The sequence below is a fragment of the Spirulina sp. 06S082 genome, from assembly GCF_034932145.1.
Lineage (GTDB): Bacteria > Cyanobacteriota > Cyanobacteriia > Cyanobacteriales > Spirulinaceae > CCY15215.
Genome location: NZ_JAYGHV010000009.1, coordinates 1 through 23,833 on the forward strand (window position 1 = coordinate 1; position 23,833 = coordinate 23,833).

Sequence of the window (23,833 nt, forward strand, 5' to 3'; positions counted from 1 at the left end):
TACCCAAATCAAAGATTATGGGTAGCGCTTGGGGGATGGCGAATTTAGTTCGCCATATCCAACCAAGTAAGAGAGGGACTGCGCTCGACATTTTGTTCAACCTCGTAAAAACCCAACTCTTGACTTTCGCTAATGAGTCGATCGAGGTTCATTTTTCTCTCATTATCTCGCTTTTGCCGATAGCTTAAAACATCCTCAGTTTTAACCCGGCGATGAGAACCAATTTTCGTAAAGAGAATATCTCCTCGATCCAAAAGTTTATAGAGATGCGGACGAGAGATATTCAGCAAATTTGCTGCTTCTTGAGTCGTCAAAAGATGTTCTTGAGGAAGAATAGTCACTCCCTTTCCCTGAGTTAAAAGTGGCGTGACTTGCCGTAAAACCTTGTAAATCGATTCTGGTAAAGGAATTTCCTCACCATCCATGCCCATCAATTTAGGGTGCGCCTTCTCCAATAATTGGGTAAAACGCACCAAGTCTTCAGAATCAGGTTGCGGTTCAAAAACTGGGGTATTGATTGAGGGACTCGCAGTCATGGCAGATATAAACTTAACTGTAATAAGTGTAACATGAGAAAAATCACCTCGAATTCTTTTGGAGAAAACGCAGAAGCGATACGGCTAAAGCCACACTCCGCGATCGCATTTTCAAGAATCAAGAAGGAGAATCAGGATCGATATTCAACTGCTTAAAACTATTAGGCAAAGGGAGTATCTTTATAATTAACCTGCCCGCCCTAGCGGTCTGTCATCCCAAAAATGGGCGCATTGCGATCGCCTAATGTCAAACTTAAGGTCAAAAATCTTTACAATGGTGTATGATGGTTGGAGATCGAAACTTAATTTAGTTCACGGTTCTGACGAACTGTTCTAAAACGATCTGAGAATCTTCAAGAAACCTATACTCATTCGCTTTGCGGTTAGTATAGCGGGATGTCACTAGCGAGAATTACTTTTCGATCGCGCTGTTTTGGGGGAATACAATACCGCTCGATCGAGCCAGATCAATCAATCACTACTCCTGTTCACTTCTCCTGTAGGCATCCAAACCAAACGCTACAAAATTTTGATTCAAGAACCTGCGGGGGAAGATGTAGCGTCATGTCAACAAATCTAGATAAACCACTCCGTCAGTGTAGCATCGGGAAATTGTCCCAGTATTATACAGAATCGGGGGTTAGCCTCTCAGATCGCCATCAGCGCAATTAAAGCGATCGCCAATCGATCGCCGATTGACTATTCCCAAAATTGATTAAGTTTCGTAAACTAATAGCCAACGAAAAACATAACGAGTTACATATGACAATTTCGTTCAAAAGTCTGGGACTGTCCGATATACGCATCGAGCAACTCGAAGCAATTGGTTTTGAAGAGCCGACGGAAATTCAGGAGCAAGCCATCCCCATATTATTGGCAGGACAAGATGTAGTAGGACAATCACAGACGGGAACCGGTAAAACAGCAGCCTTTTCGCTGCCCATTCTCGAGCAAATCGATCCCAATGCTCGGACAGTTCAGGCTTTGATTCTGACTCCCACGCGAGAACTGGCACAACAAGTCACCCAAGCGATCGATGATTTTTGGGGCAACAATAAACCCTCTCATAACCGCGATCGCCTGCGGGTTCTGACCGTGTGCGGGGGTCAGTCCATCGAACGGCAAATTCGCAGTTTACAACGGGGGATCCAGATTGTTGTGGGCACCCCTGGACGGGTCATTGACCTGTTAGATCGCAAAGATTTGCTTTTAGATACTTTACGTTGGGTCGTATTGGATGAAGCCGATGAAATGTTAAGCATGGGCTTTATCGATGATGTCAAGAAAATCCTCAGACAAACCCCTGACGAACGCTGTACAGCTTGTTTCTCGGCAACAATGCCCGCAGAAATTCGCAAGTTAATCGATCGCTTCCTCAAATCCCCCACCACGGTTTCCGCCAAACAGACCAAAGCGGCCCCGTCTCGTATCGAACAGCGAATCTATAATATCCCCCGAAGCTGGCCAAAGATTAAGGCATTACAGCCCATTCTGGAAATGGAAGAGCCAGAAGCCGGTATTATTTTCGTTCGCACCAAACGGGCGGCGGCGGAAGTCACCAGCAAGTTACAATCGGCGGGACACAATGTAGATGAATATCACGGCGATTTGAGCCAAAGTCAGCGAGAACGCTTAGTACACCGTTTTCGCAATAGTCAGGTGCGCTTAGTGGTAGCGACAGACATTGCCGCCCGAGGCTTGGACGTACAGGATCTCAGCCACGTGATCAACTACGATCTCCCCGATAATTCGGAAACTTACATCCACCGTATCGGTCGGACGGGACGCGCGGGCAAAACCGGAACGGCAATTTCTCTGATTCAACCCATGGATCGCCATTTGCTGCGGCGGATCGAAAATCGCTTGCATCAAAAACTACCTGTCAGTCGCATTCCCTCGCGATCGGATGTAGAAACCCGCCGCCTGGAGAAACTCAAAGAGCAAATGAAAGAAGCCCTATCGGGAGAACGCATGGCCTCTTTCCTCTCCACCGTGAAAGAATTGGGAGAAGAATACGATCCCCATGCGATCGCGGCAGCGGCCTTGCAAATGGTTTACGACCAGTCCTGTCCGAGTTGGATGCAGGGAGACTGGGAAGTTCCTTCTGAGGACTTTTCTAAGCCTGTTAAGCGCGGTGGTGGTGGTAATCGCGATCGCCGTTCGTCGAATAAGCGGTACGATCGCAACGATCGCTCCTCTCGTCCCTCTCGCGGTCCCGTTGAAATGCCCAAAAAAGTACAACTCTCCGACCGAGTAAAGTAGGGATTGTAGAGTTTAGAAATTCTGAGTTATGACTTACGCAGCTAAGGAGCGAGACGCTCCCACTACTGTATTGTTAGGGTAGTGCGGGCATCCTGCCCGCTAATGCGTAAGTCCTATCACTCAGAATTCCTTCAAGATTCTGCCGTCTCCAATCAAAAAAATGTCACAATGGGAAAGATAGGATCGTCAATCTTTCCTATTTTTTTGTTAGTTTTCTCGATCGGTCATTTAACGTCAACATTTAACGTCAATTGTGGTTTTAAGTCCTTCTACTGCCCCGGTTTCTCGCTCCAATAACAACGCCGATCGCCCTGTTTTGCGCTGGCGCGGTCTGATTGAAACCTATCGCGCTTTTTTGCCAGTTAGCGATGCAACTCCCGTTGTCACCCTTTTGGAGGGCAATACCCCTTTAATTCCCGCCCCGGCGATCGCGCAACGGATTGGTCGGGATGTCAAGATTTTTCTTAAATACGACGGGTTAAACCCAACGGGAAGTTTTAAAGATCGGGGCATGACCATGGCTTTGTCTAAGGCCAAAGAGGCTGGAGATAAAGCCGTAATCTGTGCTTCTACGGGAAACACCTCGGCTTCGGCGGCAGCTTATGCGCGTCGGGCGGGAATTCGGGCTTTTGTGATCGTCCCCGATGGCTATGTGGCTTTAGGGAAAATGGCTCAAGCACTTTTATACGGTGCAGAAGTGATTGCTATTGAGGGTAACTTCGATCGCTGTTTGGAAATTGTCCGCAAGATGTCTGATAACTATCCTGTCACTTTGGTTAATTCTCTCAATCCTTATCGCTTACAAGGGCAGAAAACAGGCGCTTTTGAAATCATTGATAATTTGGGAGATGCACCGGACTGGTTGTGTATTCCCGTGGGTAATGCGGGCAATATTTGCGCCTATTGGATGGGATTTTGCGAGTACCGCGAACAAGGATTTAGCAGCCGCTTACCGAAAATGATGGGCTTTCAAGCGGCGGGATCGGCACCGATTGTCATGGGACATCCTATTGCTTCTCCCCAAACTGTCGCCACGGCAATTCGAGTGGGAAATCCTGCCAGTTGGCAAAAGGCGATCGCGGCACAACAGGAATCAAAGGGGGAAATTAAAGCCGTTACCGATGAGGAAATTTTAGATGCTTATCGGATTTTAGCGAAGGAGGAAGGGGTATTTTGTGAGCCTGCGAGTGCGGCTTCTGTGGCAGGATTGCTACAAGTCAAAGACCAAATCCCAGCAGGGGCGACTATTGTTTGTGTCTTAACGGGAAATGGTTTGAAAGATCCCGATGCGGCGATCGAATATAGTCACAATAAAATTCATTCTGGGGTTGGATCGGATTTAGAAAGTATTGCGAAAGTAATGGGATTTTAGGTTTTTTGCGCGATCGCCTGTCAATTCAAAATTATCAATTCAAGGGGGTAATAACTTCTCCCTCTCCTAATCTCGTTTCTCCGCGAATCATTGCTAACTGCGATCGCCTTAACGCTTCGGCTTTTATGGGTGCCTCTTTTAACTGTTCATAAAAAGTAGTCATTAGTCCAAATGTTCCCGAATCGCTCACTTGCCATTACTTTTTTGGTCATGAATCCCGTCACCCTGCTTCGGCAGGTTTTTTTTCTAACTTTTTCAGCAAACCCTAAGTAGTACGACGGGCTTCGACAATATCGTATAACCATGCCTCCAGCCGATCGCCTAATGCTTGTAAAGAATATTCTCTTTCAGCTTGTTGACGACAGGCGGCGCGATCGCATTCATCAATGCGTTCAATGGCAGCAATTAAGCCCTCTACGCTGTCAGGTTCGACTAAAAAGCCCGTTCGACCCTCCCGCACGATTTCCACGAGTCCGCCGCGCTTATAGGCGATAATGGGAACGCCGCAGGCCAGTGCCTCGATCGCCGCATTACCAAAAGCCTCGGTCCAGCGAGGAGTCATTAAAAGGGCGCGGCATTTTCCCAATTGTGCCTGTAATTCTTCTGTAGATAAAAAACCCTGATGTTCAATAGGTGCATTCGGATACCGATCCTGGATTTGCTGCCAATAGTCCTGGCGATCGATCTTGCCAAAAATTTGCAACGGAATGCCCGTCTTTTGGGACGCAAGTACTGCATCTTCGAGGGCTTTTTCCGGGGAAATGCGAGCAACCCAAGCTAAAGTATTATCAGGCTGCTCGCAAAATTGGTATTTTTCGAGGGCGATCGCGCTACTCAAACAGCGAGGATTGACAATCTCGGGAAAGGTTTCTGCCTGAGCGCGGCTATAAAATGCTAAAGTTTCGGGAAAAACCCGCCAGGTTTCGGCGATCGCCCGATCCATTGCCGTCGTCAACGATCCCATACTCACTAAATGAGCAATGGGACAAGTAAAAAAAGGCGTTAAATAAAAAGGCAGCCAATCATAGGCAAAATTGACAATTAAATCAAAGCGATCCTGCACGGTTCTGGCATAATCCCACATTTGTTCGAGAACGGAATTTTCCGGTAGGATAATTGGATTATCTCGCTTTTGAGTTTGGGCGGCAATTTGTAGAGATCCCTCAATTTCCTTCACCGGAAAGCCTTGTAAGCGGGAATCCTTGGGGGCAATAATCTTGATCTGATGTCCCCGTCGCTGCAATTCTTCAGCAAAATTCTTTAAAGTGAGTTCCACCCCACCTCCCAATCCAGAACCCAAGGCACCGACGGGGGTAGAGGCAAATAATAATTGTAATTTTTTGGCTTCCTTATTCATGGTTGCGATCGCTTGGCAGCATCCGAATGTGACTTAACTGACCCAATGCCCATTTTGCGGTTTCTTGCACCTCTGGATCTGGGTCATCGGTGGCATAGTAAATCAATTGGCTTAATTGAGCAATCAACTCGTAAACGCGGGTTAAATCGCGAATGGCATTTTTTCGGACTTGGGCATTATCATCTTGCAGGGAGAGTGCTAAAGCGCGATTCATGGGTTTGAGGGTGCGGGTGCCAATTTGGGAGAGTGCCTCTAAAATCAGGGATTGTTGTTGAGAATCTGACTCTAAAAGTAAGCCCACGAGAGGTTGTACTGCCCGCGAGTCTGACCGTTGCGCTAATTCCCAGATTGATTTCTTGCGGGTGTCGGGATCTGGGGAGTGTAACTCGCGAATGAGTTCTTCAATCGGATCTAATTTAACTAAGGGCAAATTCGGGCGATCGCGGGGGGGAATTGCTGGCGGAATGTTACTGTTTGCAACAAAGGAGGAAGAAGGTGCCGCAGTTTCGTCCCAACTATCAGGAATTTCTGTGTGAGAAGAATTTGGGACAGTGAGGAAGGGTTTGGCGAGGTCTACGGTATGATGGTCATCTGCTTTAACGAAGGCTTCTGCATCCTGAAAGGGTTCTGTTGCTGAGAATAATTCTGATTCTGGGATTTCCTCTTCGTCGATCGCCTCAATTTCCTGCCAATCTTGTCGATTTCCCTGATTAATATAGCGCAATAGTAAAAAGATCGCCCCACCTAACCCTAATAGCGTTACCAGTCCTCCGGCACCGATCGCAGCAAGGGCTTTTTTGCTGGGTCTCCTTTTGCGCGGTGGACTCGATCTTCTGGGGACGGGAATATTTTGAATTTCTCGCAATTTATCGAAGGCAGCTTCATCGAAAATTCCTGTGGGTTCTAATTTCTGACTGGTTTGAAATTTAGCCACTGCTTCTTTAGTTTTTTCATCATACTTGCCCGTCGCATCCCCTTCGTAGTGACCGAGTTGCTTGAGTCGGTTTTGCAATTCCATGACGATATCCCCTTCATCTCCTGGTTTGAGTTTAGAGGGATTTTTAGGGGAAGGTGTTGTTGGAGAAGGGGTTTCTGCTTGGGCAATCGAGGGGGATTCTGAGGGGGATTGAGCTAAAGCCATTGGCATATTAGCACTGCCAAGGGTTGCGCCACCACAAAGTAGTGAAAATAGGAGGAAGGAGAAAATGCGATCGCCAAACATTCTTTAAAGGGATAAATGATGAGGGATGAATGATCGGGGAACAATAAAATTGTTTCCCTTTAGCAGAGCAAAACAACACCCAGGATTAGCTGTGACAATCTTAGCGCGAGGATTGCGTAAAAGGGATGGATACGAAAAAAAACGGGGGAATGGGTTTGGAGACCAAACCCCTACGGTTCTGAATCGGTTACTGTGATGGGAAGAGGTGGGGAATTTTCTATTGGAAGAGAGGGGAAGAGGTGGCGATCGCGGAAATTCTGCCAAGTACGATGGAGGCGATCGCGTTGATTAATCAGGTAAATACTAACAAGAGTTAAGGTGACTCCTACCCATTCAAGAGGACTGAGAATTTCTGAAAGGAAAATATTGCCGAAAATAAGGGCAAAAATTGGGGTTAGGAAAGTTAGAGAGGTAAAACTGGTGAGATTGCCTTTAGAGGCGATATAGAAAAATAAGGCATAGGCGATCGCGCTACCAAATACCGTCGAATAGGCTAAGGCCAGCCAGCCATTACTGTCAATATTAACCCATTGATTTTGCTCCCAGAATGCTGACATGGCAAACAGGGGTAAACCGCCTAAAATCATGTGCCATCCCGTCGCAACTACCGGATCGGCATGGCGACTGACATAACGGATGCTAATGGTCCCCAAAGCCATTGAGAGGGAAGCACAAAGCATCAACCATTCCCCACTGTTGAATAAGTTCCCTCCATGAGAGAAACCGGAGAAAGAAAAATGCGTTAATCCCTCGATAATCCATTCATCGGGTAAACCCACAAAACCAATGCCAATAACGCCGATCGCCAATCCCAGAAAGCCCCAAAACCCGATCGCTTCTGCAAATAACCAACTTGAAAGTAAGGCGATCGCGATGGGTTGGGAGTCGATCAGGGTAGACCCCAAACCCGCGCCAGTTCTCATTAATCCCTCGGCCAGAAAGCCTTGAAACATTAACCCATCCAAGAGGGCAAAAATGCCAATCCACCCCCAAGCCCGCCATGTTTTCGGTTGTGGAAGTTTGAAAATTGCGGCGACGGCTAAAATTAGGATTCCGGCGGGGAGAAGGCGAAAACCCGCCATAAACAAGGGCGTTGAGTCAGCAATAACGCCTTTCATGGCGACCATTGCCGTCCCCCACAGGAAAAACGGGGATATGAGAATCAGGGGGGTAAGAAGGGGGTTTTGGGTACTGGATTGGGCTTGCATGAAGGACAATTGAGTTTCTTTGCTCCATTGTAAGCAAATATTGAGTTTTGTTACAGTCCTGAGAAAATTTACAGAAAAATTATGGCAAGGTACGCGATCGCGATCGAGACAAAAAATGAGAACAATATTACTGTTTTATCGCAAAAATTGTTGGCTGGTAATTCGTGTTATCGATTCTCTTTTGAGCCATTTTTTGATAGGTTTCAACTAATTCACAGCCAATAAATTTCCGATTATTTTTGATAGCAACAACACCCGTTGTTCCCGAACCTGTAAAAGGGTCAAAGACAATATCATCCATTTTTGTTGAAGCAAGTAGACAAGTCTCAACTAATTGTTCAGGATAGACCGCAAAATGTGCATCTCTAAATTTTCCTAACGGTATTTCCCAAACCGTTCTTTTGTTTCTCCCTTGAGGATGAAAGGCTTGATCCCAACGACCATTATGTAAGTTTTGGTTTCCTTCATTTTTACCTTGTTCTGGCGTACCATTTTTTTTACCCAGATGTTTTCTTCCTCCTCTCATTTTTGATTCTGAACTAAATGTTACATGAGGTTCTCTAATAGAGTCTGCGTCATAATAGTAATCAGATGTTTTTGAGAAAAGGAATATATATTCATGATCGGTTGTTGGTCTATTTTTAACTGATGATGGCATAGCATTGGGCTTTTTCCAGATAATATCACTTCTAAGCATCCACCCCTTATCCTTGAGAGCAAATGCAACGCGCCACGGAACACCTAATAATTCTTTTTTTCGATAAGTATCTCCCAAATTTAGCCATAAAACTCCCGTGTCTTTTAATTTAGATTTAATTACTTCAAAACAAAAAGTAAGATTCTTGATATATTCATTTAGGTCTTTTTCTCTCCCTATTTCATCTTGACTTAAATCTTCTCCTGAGTATTTTCTATGACCAAAATAAGGAGGGCTAGTAATAATTGACTGAAAATAATTATCGGGTATTTTTTCATAAGTTTTTCTGATATCTCCCAGAAGAACTTGATTAATGATATTATTATAATTTACCTGCTTAATCATGATTAAGAATTCCCTCAATATACTTGTTTAAATCTATCTGTGTCGCCTCATCAAATCCTTGAAATTTGTTTGGACTCATGTTGAAATGAAAAATTAAATTTATTCGATTATTAATATTTCCCAATTCAGATGCTGACCAATTTTGAGCAATAATTACTGCCATGATATAATAGGTATTCGCATCCTCTTGAAGTTCGTGAATTGCAGCAATTAAATCCCTTGTAAATATATGTGCATGACCTCCACCTTCAGTTTCTCTTGTTTTTATTGGTATTAATAAGATTTCGTTAGCTTTACCATTTTTGGGGACGAGTTCTACAGAAACATCAATAGTATGATTACCTATTTTGATTTGTTTAGGAGCAATCTTAATCTTTTTATATTTTCCATAGTTTCCATATATAGCAAAATAGTTTTGAAAAGCTGTAACTATAGCAGTTCTCACATTTGCTTCTAAGTGATGTCCTTTAATGCTTCTTCGAGATCCTTCGAGGCGATCGATTATAACTTCTCTCACCGTTAACCAATCGAAACTTTTAATATGATTTTTATACTCAAAAATAAGTTCTACGAGTGTATCCGTTTCAGCTATGACTTTTTCAAGTTTTTCTAATTTACGCATTCGTGAAATTAAGGGTGCAAGTCTTTGCTGAGGTGCATCTCTAATTACCCAAGAAAAAAAATAAAAGCACGCTTTTGGATGTGGATATACCCTTCCTACTCCATCAAATAAAAGCGGTCTTTTTTCATCAGTTTCGCTATAACAATTTAAGATTATACTAGAAAGAGTATTTTTTGTTGAGTTCATCAGTATATCATGAAGTGATTTGTGAGAACTTGTTTGCTTTTTTGCTATTCTTTCAACCCAATCATAAAAAGGTTTTGCTTGGTCAGCTAGTTTCGATAGCTCGACCAATCTATAATGAGTAATATTGACCTGATGTACAATTAGTTCATTCATTGATTTAATAAAATATTGGCATATTGTATCACGTATGAGGGAATGAAATCAATTTTTAGTGAACGTAAAAAATAAGACGGTAGAAACATAAACATTATAGGATTGACGATCGCCGCGATCGCATCTTGTTTAACTCCGCCCTCGCCCAGAGAAATTCAGTAACGGGTAGAAGATTTGCATTCTCCAGAATATACTCCATATAGATGATTGATAATTGATAATGACTGTAGAAGCGTGGACTTTTCTTTTTGTTACCCTTTCCTTTTTGATTTATACCTATATTGGCTGGCGATCGCGGATCCGAGATAGCGAAGGCTTTTTTGTGGCTGAAAGAGGGGTTCCCGCCATTGCCAACGGCGCTGCAACTGCCGCCGATTATATGTCTGCTGCCACCTTTATCTCTAGCGCTGGGTTGATTTCCTTTCTTGGTTATGATGGTTTTATCTATATCGTCAGCATCGGCGGGTTTGTTCTCCTTGCCTTGCTGATTGCCCCTTACCTGCGAAAATTCGGACAATATACCGTCCCAGATTTTATTGCGACTCGCTATTACTCCAAAGCTGCCCGCATTATTGCCGTGGGGATATCCATTATCATTTGTGTGACTTACGTTGCCGGACAAATGCGCGGCGTGGGGATTGTCTTTAGTCGCTTTCTGCAAGTTCCCATTAGTGCAGGAGTCGTTATCGGCATGGCGATCGTTGGTTTTTTTGCCATTTTAGGGGGCATGAAGGGCATTACTTGGACCCAAGTGGCACAATATGTCGTCTTACTCACCGCTTATTTGATTCCAGCTTGCGCGATCGCCTGGATCTTAACGGGAGATCCCATCCCCCAATTGGCCTTTGTTTTTGGAGATATTACGGATAAACTGAATGCGATTACTCTCGATCTGGGGTTTCACAACTATACTCAACCCTTCGTTAATAAATCTGAACTTGATATTTTGTTTATTACGATTTCTCTCTGCTTGGGATGTGCGGGACTCCCTCATGTTATTGTCCGTTTCTATACCGTCCCTAGCCCTCGGGCGGCAAGATATTCGGTGGGTTGGGCGGTGCTATTTATCGCCCTTCTCCTGACCACAGTTCCCACGGTGGCAGAATTTTCTCGCTACAATCTCATTACCAGTTTGCACGACAAAACCCCCACGGAAATTCACGCTTTAGACTGGGCTGTAAAGTGGGAAAATACGGGTTTATTAGGATTTGATGACAAGAATCAGAATGGGCGCATTGAATTAACCCCAAATCAGGACAGCAACGAAATAAGCATCGATCGCGATATCGTCTTTCTCTCAACCCCAGAAGTCGCCCAACTCGCCCCTTGGACGATCGCCCTGGTTGCAGCAGGAGGATTAGCGGCTTCTCTTTCCACGGCGGCGGGGTTATTATTAGTTATTTCCAGTTCTATTGCCCACGATATTTATTATCGCCTCATTGACCCCGAGGCTTCTGAAGAAAAACGGGTCATGTTAGGGCGAATCATGGTCTGCGTTGCGATCGCCATTGCGGGGTATTTTGGTATTAATCCCCCTGGATTTGTGGGAGAAATTATTACTATGTCCATCGGTTTTGCTGCGGCAAGTTTCTTTCCGGTACTTTTGTTAGGAATTTTTGACAAGAGGACGAACAAAGAAGGGGCGATCGCGGGAATGCTGGTGAGTTTTATTTTTACTGCTGTCTATATTATCGGCGAACAGTTTTTGGGGATGTCTCCCTGGTGTTTTGGTATTACTTCCCAAGGGATCGGTGCAATGGGTGCAATTTTGAATTTTATTGTTACCTTATCTGTTTCGCGTTTAACTCCTCCTCCTCCCTTAGATGTGCAGCAATTAGTCGATGATTTGCGATCGCCGGAAGATGCCCCTTTTGCCCTCATGGATATCGGCGAAGAACAGTTAGATTAATCTAGATTAATCATTTTCTAATCCCATAATACGGCGATAATGTGCCTCTACTTTCTCCGTTGTTACAGATTTGCGATCGCGCGTCCAATCGCTATATTTAAACAGGTCTTGGCGCAATTTCTCCAGGTCGATATGAGTGAGTTTACCTGCTGCAACGACGCGATCGCCATTCACCCAAACGCTATCAACAACCTGGTTGGGACGACCAAAAACTAACAATCCGATGGGATCGGTACGGGGTAGTAAAGATAAATTAGTTAGATCGTAAAGCACGCAATCTGCTTTTTTACCTACTTCTAATGAGCCGATTTTATCATCTAAATTGATTCCTGTTGCTCCTCCTAAAGAAGCCATTTTTATTGATTCTTGCGGATCGATCCAGTGACGATACTCAAAATCGGTAATATTGTGCAGCATCGTGCCAATTTTAATCGCTTCTAGCATATCTTGACCATCACTGCTGGCGGCTCCATCGCAACCAAAAGCAACATTAACCCCTGCTTGACGATATTTTAAAATCGGGGCAATTCCACTCCCCAATCGTAAATTACTTAATGGGTTATGGACTACCGTTGATTGGGTTTTCGCCAAGCAAGAAATATCATCATCATTCAGCCAAATGCAATGCGCTAAAGAAGTGCGATCGCTTAAAAAACCAATCCGATCTAAATATTCTACTGCCGTACAAGCATATTTTTCTTGGGCGAGTTTCTCCTGTGCCTTCGTTTCGAGAAGATGAGTATGGCGACATAAATTATAGCGATCGCTTAACTCAATACAGCCTTTAAATAAAGCATCTGAACATAATTGCGTTCCCGTTGGTGCTGTCATAATACTAACACCAGTTTCGGGATGATGGAACTTTTCAATAGCAGCTTGCAACAACTCTAAAACCCACTCTGTTGTCCAACAACCGTCTTTAATTTCTCGGTTTTTACCCCCATCGGGAATACCTTCTTCCAGATCGCGATCGTAAATCAATGGACCAATAAATGCCCGAATACCAATCTCTTGATAACCGCGTACAGTTGCTGCAATTGTCTCCATTTCTTGCCCTGGAATGAGGACTAAATGATCGACAACGCAAGTTCCTCCTGATAATAAAGTTTCTGTTGCAGTACCTAAAGCACTGAGATAAATTTGCTCTATTTCTACTGGCGGAAAATCATAGAGTTGCGTCAACCATAATTCTAAAGGATAAGGGGAAATTAACCCGCGCTGCCACATTTCTGAAGAGTGGGTATGGGCATTGACAAAACCAGGTAATAATAACTTATTTGTTCCATCAATAATAGTGCCTTTGGCTTCGAGATCGGGTGCAATTTTGGCGATCGCATCTCCTTCAATTTGCACGTCAACGCGAACATATCCCGTATCTGTAGAAATCAAAACATTTTGAATGGTAAAATTCATCTCAATTATCAATTATAGTAAAGATTATCCTTAGTATAGGCAGATCGTAACCTGAATCAAAATCAGAAAATTCAGTCAAATTGCCAATCGCAAAATTATGAATCAATCTTTACATATTTTAGGGACTCCTCCCAATGCTTGGCAAGTGAATGCAGAAATTGCCGATATTACTCGTCCTCCTTTAGAATCCAAGGTTATCACATTACCCACAGAGACAAAACTCCTACGCTTAGATTTAGCCAAAGCTGCTTTGCTAGTTATTGATATGCAGAATGATTTTTGTCACCCTGATGGTTGGTTAGCGAGTATTGGAGTCGATGTGAGTCCAGCGCGATCGCCCATCGCACCCTTACAAAATTTATTACCTTTATTGCGATCGCAAAATGTCCCCATTCTCTGGGTAAATTGGGGTAATCGTCCCGATTTGCTTAATATTAGTGCCGGAATTCATCACGTTTATAACCCTACAGGAGAAGGAGTCGGCTTGGGAGACCCTCTCCCTAAGAATAACGCCCCAGTTTTAATGGCTGGAAGTTGGGCTGCTGCGGTGATAGATGAGTTATCACAAAAACCAGAAGATATCTGCATTGATAAGTATCGCATGAGTGGATTTTGGGATACTCCCCTCGACAGCATTTTAAAAAACTTAGGCAAAACGACGCTTTTCTTTGCTGGAGTCAATATCGATCAATGCGTAATGGCAACGTTACAAGATGCTAATTTTTTGAGTTACGATTGTATTTTATTACAAGATTGTAGCGCGACAACTTCTCCTGAATATTGTTTGCAAGCAACGCTTTATAATGTCAAGCAATGTTTTGGGTTTGTGACTGATTCTCAGACCTTGCAAAAAAGTATGCGGGGAATGATGAATGATGAAAAATAGACAATTTTTTAAACCCAATTTTTTTACTAACTCTATCACCCACAATTAACCATGACTTTATCTCTAGATAAAATCGCCGATCGCTGTAGTATTCCAACGCAGTGCATGATTCCCACGGTTAAATCTCCTCAAGATTATATCGCTTATCGTATTAGCCCTCATGATACAAATCGTTTGGCGATCGTCTTCGATCCAGAAATAGCAGCAGCATCTTTAACATTTTGTGTGGAAATCTTCGATCCTGGGGGAAAAACACCTCCCAATCGTCATAATATTGCGGTAGAAATGTTTTTTATTCTGAAAGGTGAAGGAAAGGCGATCTGTGATGGAAAAACTGTTCCGATCCAAACGGGAGATAGTTTGCTAGTTCCTCCAACGGGTATTCATGAAATTCGCAATACGGGTTTGGGAAGACTTTATACTCTTTGTTTTATGGTTCCCAATGAAGATTTTGTTGAACTAATTCGGAGTGGTACGCGAGTAGAATTAGATGAGGAAGATTTTCAAGTTCTGACAGGAAGTCGATGAATAATGAATAATTATGAAGATATCTTTCCAGAAATTGAGATTGTATCCTTTTATGAATGATATAATCAGTCAGAAGAAAGATGCTTGTTCCCCAATCTACGGGTTTTCTAATGAAATGAACCAAACTCCATCCATATCCGATCCCAGTGTCGATATTTTCCTCTACGATCTGTATAGTGGACTCGGTAAAAGCGAACAGGATATTTCCAGCGATCGCCGCCGTTTTTGGAATCGCATTTACGACGAAAACTATATCGAACAAAATCTAGAAGCCTTTAAAAAGAAAGAACGAGATTTTTCTAACTATATCGAACTGTTAGATTCACAGATTAAACCCTTTGATGCCCCCCTCGATGGTTACTATTATCCTGTTAAACTGGGAGATACCCTTGCTTTACAAATCAATTGTACTGGACGCAATAACGATCCCGATCGCGAACAAAACTCTACCGCACAAAGATTTATAGAACTGCAAAAATTTGTCAGAATCATTGACAATCATACCACAAAAACACCGGCTCAACTCGGACAAAGCTGGCTTTTTTTAGGACAGATTGATAGTGCAACTCAAGACACAAAGGAAATCGAAAAAATTGCAGAATCTTGTTATAAACATTTAGAAATCACCAAAAAAATTAATTGGAAACAAGATTTGATCGGACGGGGAATCTATCAAGAGGCATATTTTTACGAACTCGAACAACCCGATATAATTCTTGATGGAGAAAATCGGACTCATCATCTCTTAATCTGTTTATTTCCTCAATATAAAACCCAAACCGAAATTGAAAAAATTATAGGAGATTTGTATCCCGATTTTATGGCTTTGTTTCATTATCGCAGCAAAATTCTCTGGGTTTGCGAACAAAGCCGCACAATTAAAACAACCTTAAAAGGTGCATCGGAGGATATTAAAAATATGGTTGAGAACATATCGAAACGATTAGAAAATTCTCAACTCGATCTGAAGCACTTGCAAAAAGACCTCGGAAATGCTTTGGAAATGTCGCGTTTGTGCGGTACTCACCTCAGCTATTTTCAAGAATATCTCATGAATCTTGAAATAAACCGAAAAAATTATCAAAATCGTTTGCAATGGATGCGCGATCGCGATAATTCTACTCTCTGCGATCTGAAATTTTTCGAGACATTTGCCAACTCTACTCAGTATAAAACCGATCAAATTGAGATGGATTATAAGGTTCTCAATGAAGCCATAAAACCCCTCAATAGTTTCATTCAAACCATAGAAGGAATTATCGCCATCGAACGCATTCAAAACGAACGCACCTTAAATAATACGATCGCGATCGCAGGGGTAGGAATTAGTGTGGCCTCCTTAATTGCTTCCACCATTGGACAAGAAGAAAGTCGCATCATAATCAAACAATTTGTTACTATTCCAGAAGAGTCCATCTCTTCTTTTCTGCAAATTAGTTTAATACTCTTTCCTTTAGCAATGAGTATTTTTTTAGGAATTATTAGTGCAGTTTTGACTTCTTTCCTCTTGCGATTTTTCAAAAAATAGTCTCAAAAAATATTTATATTTCTAATGGCGATCGCATTTTTCTGTTCAATAGAACATAATTCGCCGCAGGGCAAATGCTAACACAGAAACCGCACAGACAATAGTACTTTGTCCCAACAAAGGATTCAAGGAATATTGTAAAATTCCTTGCAATAAGGCAATAAATCCCTCATCAATAAAGCCAAAAAGGTGCAAACCGATCAAATAGGTAATACCTAACAAATGAATGGTAAATAAGCCACAAAAACAACTAAATGCCAGTGCTTCTAAGGTGGGTTTTGTGCGAAAAGCCAAAGAACCGCAAATCCAAGCGCCAGGAATAAAGCCCAATAAATAACCAAAAGTTGGCTCAGTAATGTAGTCTAAGCCGCCACCATGAGTAAAGATACGAAATCTCGTTAAAAATAGCCCCAATAAAATATAGATAATTTGTGAAAGCGCTCCTGACTGCTTTCCTCCCAAACATCCCACCAGTAATACTGCCCCCACCTGAAACGTTACCCCTAGGGCATAAGTTTGTACGCCATTTTCCGTGGCCCAATTCCACGGTAAAGTCGTCGCAGAAGGTTCCATAAAAGTGCCACCAATCGTCAACAATAACCCCACCACCGCCCAAAGAAGTTTGTAAGGTAGGGAAAGATTGGGATTATTTGAGGATTTGCGGCGAACGGAACGACTGCGCCTTCTTCTACGAGGGGGTTTTGTACTCATCTTTCAAATACGGAGAGGGTAGGATTCTAACCCACTACTTAACCTGCAACCCTTCTCAAGCTACAGAAGCAAAAAGAAGAATCTATGTACTGTTACAGTTTATCTTTTCCGATACGGGTAAACGTTCGACTAAAGCGTGTAATTGTGCTTTTACTGAAGATGGTATCAATGTTTGGTGACTTTGCAGTTTAATCCAGTTACAATAAAAACGATCGCATTGGAGGTCGAAAATCTTGAAATTTGGCATTGATATGGGACACAATGCACCTCCAGATACGGGGGCTGTGGGGATTCGGCGAGAAGATGACTTAACCAAAGCAGTGGGGACGCAAGTGATCGCCAAGTTACAAAACTTGGGTTATAGCGTTGTCAACTGTAACCCAAGTTGGGCTTCTAGCGTTCTCGACTCCCTCAGAAAACGGGTGCAAGCGGCCAATTCAAACCGCGTTGATATTTATGTTTCCATTCATTTTAATGCGTTTAACGGGCAGGCAAGCGGTACTGAGGTATTTGCCACCAGTTCCGCAGGACGGAAAATTGCTGCACCTGTCCTTAACAATGTCGTGGCCTTGGGATATTACAATCGCGGCGTTAAAAATGGCTCTCACTTATATGTATTGAAAAATACGGCCATGCCAGCGATTTTGGTTGAGTGCTGCTTTATTGACTCGCGGCGGGATATGGATTTATATAATACGGAGTCCATGGCCAATGCGATCGTCAAGGGATTAACGGGAGTTAGTCCAGTTGAGGCACCTCCCCCCAATCAAGGAACGCCTAGTTCGCCTATCTCGGCAAACCCAGAGGTTCTCAAACTGCAAAAAGCCCTCAATCGCTTGCAAATCCGCGATCGCAATGGTAAATCCTTAGTTGAAGATGGCATTACTGGACCTGCAACCCAATCGGCAACCGATCGCTTTCATAGCATTATGGACTTACAAACCCTCAGTGCAGCCGGTGCCGCTACTTGGAAGGCGATCGAGGAGATTTTTGAACGCCCGATTTTGCGCCCTTCTCATGCCACAGGAAAAGCAGTACGCTACCTTCAGTTTCGCATCAGCAGCGCGATCGATGGGATTTTCGGTCCGAATACCGCAGCAGCCGTTAAACGCTACCAACAAAGCAATCATTTAACTGTTGATGGTATCGTCGGTTCACAAACATGGAATAAATTGATTGGTTAACTATTTGCCGTTTACTTAAAGGAGATAAATTATGAAATTCGGTATTGATATGGGTCATAATGCCCCTCCCGATACGGGCGCTTCCTCCAGATTTGGTAGCGAGGATCAATTGACCAAGGCGATCGGCACTCTCATTATTAATAAACTACAGGCTCTGGGACACGAAGCGGTAAACTGTAATCCTAGCAGTGCCAGTAGCGTCTTAGATTCTCTACGCAAGCGAGTGAATACCGCCAATAGCCAAAAAGTTGATATTTATGTTTCCATTCACTTTAATGCTTTTAACGGTAGTGCCAATGGAACGGAAATTTATGCCATTAGTGATGCTTCTCGGCGCATTGCGGATCCGATTTTAAAAAATATTATTGATTTGGGCTTTTTCAATCGCAAGGTTAAAAATGGTTCTCATCTCTATGTTTTGAAAAATACGGCTATGCCTGCTATTTTGATTGAATGCTGCTTTATTGATTCTGAAAAGGATATGAAGCGCTACAATACTGAGGCGATGACTAATGCGATCGTTAAAGGATTAGCGGGTAAACTCCCAGAAGAAAAACCGAATACTCCTAAAGTTCAGGAAAGGCAAACTTTAGACTTACAAAAGGCACTCAATCGCTTACAAATTCGCGATTCTAATGGTAAGGCTTTAAAAGAAGATGGTATTTCTGGGGCTAGTACCGAATCTGCAACCCAAAAGTTTCATCAATTGATGGGAATTAATGCTTCCGGTCGCCCAGTTTCTCTGACTTGGAAGGCGATCGACGAAATTCTTTCTCAGCCAGTATTGCGTCCCAATCATGCGGAAGGTTTAGCCGTCCGTTATGTTGAATATCGGGTTGGTTCGGAAATTGATGGGGTTTACGATGCTAAAACTGTGGAAGCAGTCGAAAATTATCAAAGACAGCAAGGACTAACTATAGATGGCATTATTGGTGGACAAAGTTGGAGTAAACTTTTCGGTCAACCCAAACCCAATTTAGCTGTAGAAATTATTCGCGATACGGTATTCAAACAAGAACCGATTGACAGTTCCCAGATTGCCGATCCCAATCAAAAATATCCTATTAAAGAAGGAGAAGTACTGGCGCTGCACAGTTGGAAAGAAGAAGGAAATCATGTCAAACTAGCACTGCTTGAAGAAACGTTTAATGGCTTTAATACGTGGTATGCTTTTGTCGATCACATCGAGATTTTGCAAGATGGGGAACCCTTGCAGCAACAACCCGAAGAAGAAGCCCCGCAAATGACCGATCGCGGCGATTCTTTCCATTTACCAGGTTATACAAGTACCTTTTTCCTCAACGATCCGATTATTCCCAATGGTAGTTTTTTCTGGCGAGAAGCAACTCACAACGGTCAGCGCATTCCTCAAAGCAAAGCTCACGTAGATAATATTATCGCTTTAGCTACGCGCCTAGAAGATGTGCGAGAACGTTTGGGAGGATTTCCTCTCACAATAACAAGTTGGTATCGTCCCGAACCTTGGAACTCTCAAGCAGGGGGCGCTCAGTATTCTCGCCATAAAATCGGTCAAGCGGTGGATGTATTGCGATCGGGCATGACGGGACGACAAATGGCGGCAAAATTGCAAAATTGGCCGGGGGGAATGGGGATTTATAGTAACTATACTAATCTTCTCCATCTTGATATTCGCCCCTATCGCGCTCGTTGGGGAGGAGCATAAATTAACCCCGGCTAACCATCCCAAAGGGGTGAGCCGGAGCTTTGGGTTTCCCGAACTGGAACGAAAGGCTAGGGAGCATCTCGCTCCCAGAATACCTATTTTTTGTGATATTTGAATGGGGTATTCGCCAGTGGGAAATATTTAAGTTCTGTTTTAGTTACTATGTCCTTCTAATAACTGTACTTTTGCTTCTTTAATGGCATTGCGAACTTGTTCAAATCCCGTTCCCCCATAACTATTCCGCGCTGAAACCACTTGTTGAGGGGCGATCGCCTGATAAATATCTTCCTCAAATTTGGGGTGAAGTTGCTTCCATTCCTCCAAAGTTAATTCTTTGAGCAATTTTCCGGCGGCTAAACTGGTTTTCACGGCTTTCCCAACCAAATTGTAAGCCTCTCGAAACGGTACGCCTTTGGTTGCTAAATAATCCGCTACATCTGTTGCATTGGAAAAATCTTCATCTACGGAACTCATGAGGCGATCGCGGTTAAATTCCAAACCTTCTCGCAACAAAACCGTCATCGCCCCCAAACATCCTTGCACGGTTTTGACCCCATCAAAAATCGCCTCTTTATCTTCTTGTAAATCTTTGTTATAGGCCAGAGGCAACCCTTTCATTAACACTAACATTCCCTGTAAATGCCCAAAAACTCGCCCAGTTTTTCCCCGCACCAACTCGGGAACATCGGGGTTTTTCTTTTGGGGCATAATACTCGAACCAGTGGAACAATTATCTTTGAGGGTAATAAAATTAAACTCTTGGGAAGCCCATAAAATAAGCTCTTCGCTGAGACGGCTTAAGTGAACCATAATCAAACTCGAAGCGCAGAGAAATTCAATGGCAAAATCGCGATCGCTGACTCCATCTAAACTATTACCATATAATCCCCCAAATTCTAGTTCAGAGGCGGTATAGTGGCGATCGATGGGAAAGGTTGTTCCGGCTAATGCACCGCACCCTAAAGGAGAAATATTCGTGCGCTTGTAAACTTCTCCTAAGCGTTCCCAATCCCGTTGTAACATTTGGAAATAAGCGAGAAGGTGGTGCGCCAAACTCAAAGGTTGCGCCCGTTGTAAGTGGGTATAGCCTGGAATCATGGTTTCAACATTTTTTTCAGCGTGTTTGAGGAGAACCTGCTGAAAGTCTCGAATTTGTTCGCGAATTTCCTCAATGCGATCGCGCAAATAGAGACGAATATCTGTACCCACCTGATCGTTCCGCGATCGCGCTGTATGTAGTTTTTTGCCCGCATCTCCCACCAATTCTGTCAAGCGACGTTCGACGGCAAAATGAACATCTTCTGCTTCAATGCCAGGATTAAAATGCCCTTCTTGATATTCTAAAAGAATTTGTTCCAATCCCGTGATTAATTGCAGGGCTTCATCTTTACTAATAATGCCCGTATGTGACAGCATTTTAGCATGAGCAATAGAGCCACGAATATCGTATTCAAGTAATTCAATATCGAAACCGATGCTGGCATTAAATTCAGCAATAACAGGATTTAGGGCGCTTTCAAAGCGATCGCTCCACGTTTGTTTTGGCATAGTGAAAGATAAGGGATAATAGGAAAGGATGAGGGATGAATCATAAATTTTATCTGTTACCTATCTCCAACGGGTGACGGGTAACGGGTGACTGAATAACTAGCTTGCTGTTAGTCCGCGAACGACATAACCAATCACAAAGCCAATAATTAAAGCCCAAACTTGTCCCGAAGCAATGAAATTATTAAAGGCATCTTGCATTTGCCCGATTACATTAGTATCGCTGACCTGTTGTGCGAGAAATGTTCCCTTCAGAGAAAGATGCGGTAATGTAATTGATAATGTATCTTGGCAGTGCAAAATAGAGTGCCAACCCATATCGATCGCCTCTAAGCCAGGAATTAACATAATTTTGTTCTCCTCGTGTAATAGATTCCATCCTTTGCATTTTACAACCCCGATCGCCCATTCCCAACAGAAACTCCTTAATTATCAACTATCAACTATCAACTATCAACTATCAACTTTCCTCCGTTACCTGCATAACCACCAAAGTCATGTCATCTTCGTAACGGTTTCCTTCACCGATGAACTGTTTAAGGCGATCGAAGAGAAAATCGAGAATAGTTTGAGGGCGATCGCCTTGCTTGCAAACTTGTTCGACAGTCGCAACAAGTCGTTCTTCATCGAAGCGATCGCCTTCTTGATTGACGGCATCGGTAAAGCCGTCTGTATAATAGATTACTGTATCTCCTGTTTCTAGCTGAATTTTGTCATCTTCATATTGGGAATCAATCTCTAAGCCGATGAGCATTCCCCAAGTATCTAATTTACAAATAGATTGGGTGGAAGCCTGCCAGAGTAAGGGGGGATTATGGGCAGCATTTGTATAAGAAAGAATGCGAGTTTGAGGATCGTATTCTGAATAAAATAATGTCAAGAAACGATGAGATTTTTCGAGGTCATCGTACATGACCCGATTAAGATGATTAAGAATTTTAGCAGGAGGATGACGATTAAGAACTTCTGCCCGCAACATCCCCCGAGTCATGGTCATAATTAGTCCAGCCGGTACACCTTTGCCCATGACATCGCCAATAACAATACTCCAAGGAACTGATGAGGGAAACTGTTGGGGAGAGGAACTAAATTGCTCGTAATTGGCGGGAATAAAATCATAATAGTCCCCTCCAACGCGATTAGCAGTTTGACACCGCGCTGCTAATTCTACCCCGGTAATAATGGGGCATTGTTTGGGAAATAAATGATCTTGAATTTCTGAAGCAATTTCCAGTTCGCGATCGAGACGTTCTTTTTTCTGGAGTTCGTTGGCAAGTTCATTATTGGCGATCGCCACGGATGTTTGATCCGCAACCAACTGCACTAATTTCTTCCGCGTTGAAGTCCAACTATAGTTGGGATCGTAGCTAAAAATATAAAGTCTACCTCGGTCTTCATTTTTAACGAGAATGGGAGTCCCAAATAAATGAACTTCTTCCCCTAAATCATCTTGTAATTGTTGGTCTAAAATATTAGCTTTAAAAGATGTCACGGAAGGAGAAGCGGGAGAACTCAAGGCAATTTCTCGGGTAATGCGTTCTAGCGATCGCCGCATATTTTGACAAGCTGGACCTTCTTGGCAGTGTAGTTGCTCCAAACGGGGCTGGCCATTGGGTTTGAGCAAAACCAAAGCACCCCCATCTGCATCCGTAACTCGCGCAGCCATAAGGGGAACAATTTCCAGAAATTGATTGAGATTATTAAAACTACGTAGGGCAAATCCTAACGAACTGAGGAGATTTTGAATGCGATTTTGCTCGCGATGCAACCGCGCGACCAAATCTTTAAGGACGGCAACGGGGGGAGTCTGTGATGCAGCGTTATTATTGACAGAAGATTGAGGGTGAGGAATGGGAGTAGCAGTCATAGAAAATTATTTATTATTTATTATTCGTTTCGTTATTTGTTATTTGTGGCAAATAATCGATTGCCTGTTACTCATAACTCATACTGACAAATAGGGTAGTCTCAAGAGAGATACCATTGTCTAGAAGTTTTGTCAAGGGTAAAATTTATAAATCTTGAGCAAACCCATACTCGATCGAGGCAGATAGAATCAGTGAATCGCCATTAAAAGAAGCTCGAACATGACCGATCGACTCACGATTGGGTTATTTTATGTTTTCAGAGAAATCTTAAAGGCGATCGCTTTTCTGGGCTGTTAAACTGCGATCGCGCCTACAATAGCTTTTTTAACAGCATATCTCGCTATTTTGTAATTTATAATGATGACTTTTTTTTGCTAATTGTCATAGTGACTGCGATCACTTTTTCTGATGAAGTGCGATCCTTTTTGGAAGGAGAAGGGAAAAGTGGCGATCGCCATTCCTATGAGTCGTGATTGATGGAGCGATCGCCTCAATTCTCCGGTAGTGGTGCATAGATATGTTCCTGAATGACGCAACTCTTTTGCTGGCAAGGCTTTTGAACACCATTGCCATCACGTTGTATCACTACCGTCTCATAGCTTTAATAATTTCTT

At 43.1% G+C, this 23,833-nt stretch carries 21 protein-coding genes; 8 read left to right on the forward strand and 13 right to left on the reverse strand.

The annotated features are described in order from the left end of the window. Positions 1–44: 44 nt before the first annotated feature. Positions 45–536 (reverse strand): helix-turn-helix domain-containing protein, encoded by a 492-nt coding sequence (locus VB714_RS01805; protein WP_323220574.1) that lies wholly within the window; start codon positions 534–536, stop codon positions 45–47. Between the two features lie 762 nt (positions 537–1,298). On the opposite strand from VB714_RS01805, the gene VB714_RS01810 reads away from it, so the two are divergent. Beyond that, positions 1,299–2,798, forward strand: a complete 1,500-nt coding sequence (locus tag VB714_RS01810) for a DEAD/DEAH box helicase (RefSeq protein ID WP_323220576.1) — start codon at positions 1,299–1,301, stop codon at positions 2,796–2,798. A 253-nt stretch (positions 2,799–3,051) separates the two neighbouring features. Beyond that, entirely contained in the window at positions 3,052–4,170 is a 1,119-nt protein-coding gene (gene thrC, locus VB714_RS01815) for a threonine synthase (protein ID WP_323220578.1), read from the forward strand. A 34-nt stretch (positions 4,171–4,204) separates the two neighbouring features. Here thrC and VB714_RS01820 read toward each other — a convergent pair whose 3' ends face one another. The 6 genes from VB714_RS01820 to VB714_RS01845 all read right to left on the reverse strand — a co-directional run bounded on the left by VB714_RS01820 (position 4,205) and on the right by VB714_RS01845 (position 9,960). Next, positions 4,205–4,360, reverse strand: coding sequence for a CHAT domain-containing protein (locus VB714_RS01820; protein WP_323220579.1), 156 nt, complete (start codon positions 4,358–4,360; stop codon positions 4,205–4,207). Between the two features lie 75 nt (positions 4,361–4,435). Beyond that, positions 4,436–5,527, reverse strand: coding sequence for a glycosyltransferase family 4 protein (locus VB714_RS01825; protein ID WP_323220580.1), 1,092 nt, complete (start codon positions 5,525–5,527; stop codon positions 4,436–4,438). Beyond that, complete coding sequence (locus VB714_RS01830) at positions 5,520–6,749, reverse strand: peptidoglycan-binding protein (protein ID WP_323220581.1); 1,230 nt, start codon at positions 6,747–6,749, stop codon at positions 5,520–5,522. Before VB714_RS01830 ends, VB714_RS01825 begins: the two co-directional genes overlap by 8 nt. 170 nt (positions 6,750–6,919) lie before the next feature. Beyond that, complete coding sequence (locus tag VB714_RS01835; RefSeq protein WP_323220582.1) at positions 6,920–7,957, reverse strand: DMT family transporter; 1,038 nt, start codon at positions 7,955–7,957, stop codon at positions 6,920–6,922. Between the two features lie 127 nt (positions 7,958–8,084). Next, a complete protein-coding gene (locus tag VB714_RS01840; protein WP_323220584.1) occupies positions 8,085–8,999 on the reverse strand; it encodes a site-specific DNA-methyltransferase in 915 nt (304 codons plus the stop codon). Beyond that, positions 8,992–9,960: a hypothetical protein gene (locus VB714_RS01845; RefSeq protein WP_323220586.1), complete on the reverse strand. Its 969-nt coding sequence runs from the start codon at positions 9,958–9,960 to the stop codon at positions 8,992–8,994. The genes VB714_RS01840 and VB714_RS01845 overlap by 8 nt, the downstream gene beginning before the upstream one ends. Before the next feature lie 220 nt (positions 9,961–10,180). Between VB714_RS01845 and VB714_RS01850 the strand changes: the two genes are divergently transcribed. Beyond that, positions 10,181–11,869, forward strand: a complete 1,689-nt coding sequence (locus VB714_RS01850; RefSeq protein ID WP_323220587.1) for a sodium:solute symporter family protein — start codon at positions 10,181–10,183, stop codon at positions 11,867–11,869. 6 nt (positions 11,870–11,875) lie between these two features. Here the strand turns inward: VB714_RS01850 and VB714_RS01855 are convergent, their stop codons facing one another. Next, positions 11,876–13,282: an amidohydrolase gene (locus tag VB714_RS01855; protein WP_323220589.1), complete on the reverse strand. Its 1,407-nt coding sequence runs from the start codon at positions 13,280–13,282 to the stop codon at positions 11,876–11,878. A gap of 97 nt (positions 13,283–13,379) precedes the next feature. Here VB714_RS01855 and VB714_RS01860 point away from each other — a divergent pair, with 97 nt between their 5' ends. The 3 genes from VB714_RS01860 to VB714_RS01870 are packed head-to-tail and all read left to right on the forward strand — an operon-like array spanning position 13,380 to position 16,224. Beyond that, positions 13,380–14,168, forward strand: coding sequence for a cysteine hydrolase family protein (locus tag VB714_RS01860; RefSeq protein ID WP_323220591.1), 789 nt, complete (start codon positions 13,380–13,382; stop codon positions 14,166–14,168). A gap of 51 nt (positions 14,169–14,219) precedes the next feature. Beyond that, positions 14,220–14,696 (forward strand): cupin domain-containing protein, encoded by a 477-nt coding sequence (locus VB714_RS01865; protein WP_323220593.1) that lies wholly within the window; start codon positions 14,220–14,222, stop codon positions 14,694–14,696. 52 nt (positions 14,697–14,748) lie between these two features. Further along, positions 14,749–16,224 carry a hypothetical protein gene (locus tag VB714_RS01870; RefSeq protein WP_323220594.1) on the forward strand — a complete coding sequence of 492 codons (1,476 nt, stop codon included), beginning with the start codon at positions 14,749–14,751 and terminating at the stop codon, positions 16,222–16,224. 45 nt (positions 16,225–16,269) lie between these two features. On the opposite strand, the gene VB714_RS01875 is transcribed toward VB714_RS01870, so the two are convergent. After that, a complete protein-coding gene (locus tag VB714_RS01875; RefSeq protein ID WP_323220596.1) occupies positions 16,270–16,935 on the reverse strand; it encodes a biotin transporter BioY in 666 nt (221 codons plus the stop codon). Between the two features lie 233 nt (positions 16,936–17,168). On the opposite strand from VB714_RS01875, the gene VB714_RS01880 reads away from it, so the two are divergent. Continuing rightward, a complete protein-coding gene (locus VB714_RS01880) occupies positions 17,169–18,119 on the forward strand; it encodes an N-acetylmuramoyl-L-alanine amidase (protein WP_323220598.1) in 951 nt (316 codons plus the stop codon). Positions 18,120–18,150: 31 nt separating this feature from the next. After that, positions 18,151–19,803 (forward strand): N-acetylmuramoyl-L-alanine amidase, encoded by a 1,653-nt coding sequence (locus tag VB714_RS01885; RefSeq protein ID WP_323220600.1) that lies wholly within the window; start codon positions 18,151–18,153, stop codon positions 19,801–19,803. 153 nt (positions 19,804–19,956) lie between these two features. On the opposite strand, the gene argH is transcribed toward VB714_RS01885, so the two are convergent. The 4 genes from argH to VB714_RS01905 form a co-directional block, all read right to left on the reverse strand. Further along, positions 19,957–21,351 (reverse strand): argininosuccinate lyase, encoded by a 1,395-nt coding sequence (gene argH, locus VB714_RS01890; protein ID WP_323220602.1) that lies wholly within the window; start codon positions 21,349–21,351, stop codon positions 19,957–19,959. Between the two features lie 99 nt (positions 21,352–21,450). Continuing rightward, entirely contained in the window at positions 21,451–21,699 is a 249-nt protein-coding gene (locus VB714_RS01895) for a hypothetical protein (RefSeq protein ID WP_323220604.1), read from the reverse strand. A gap of 112 nt (positions 21,700–21,811) precedes the next feature. After that, positions 21,812–23,218, reverse strand: coding sequence for a PP2C family protein-serine/threonine phosphatase (locus VB714_RS01900; protein ID WP_323220605.1), 1,407 nt, complete (start codon positions 23,216–23,218; stop codon positions 21,812–21,814). 375 nt (positions 23,219–23,593) lie between these two features. Continuing rightward, a complete protein-coding gene (locus tag VB714_RS01905; RefSeq protein WP_323220607.1) occupies positions 23,594–23,770 on the reverse strand; it encodes a hypothetical protein in 177 nt (58 codons plus the stop codon). Positions 23,771–23,833 lie beyond the last annotated feature (63 nt).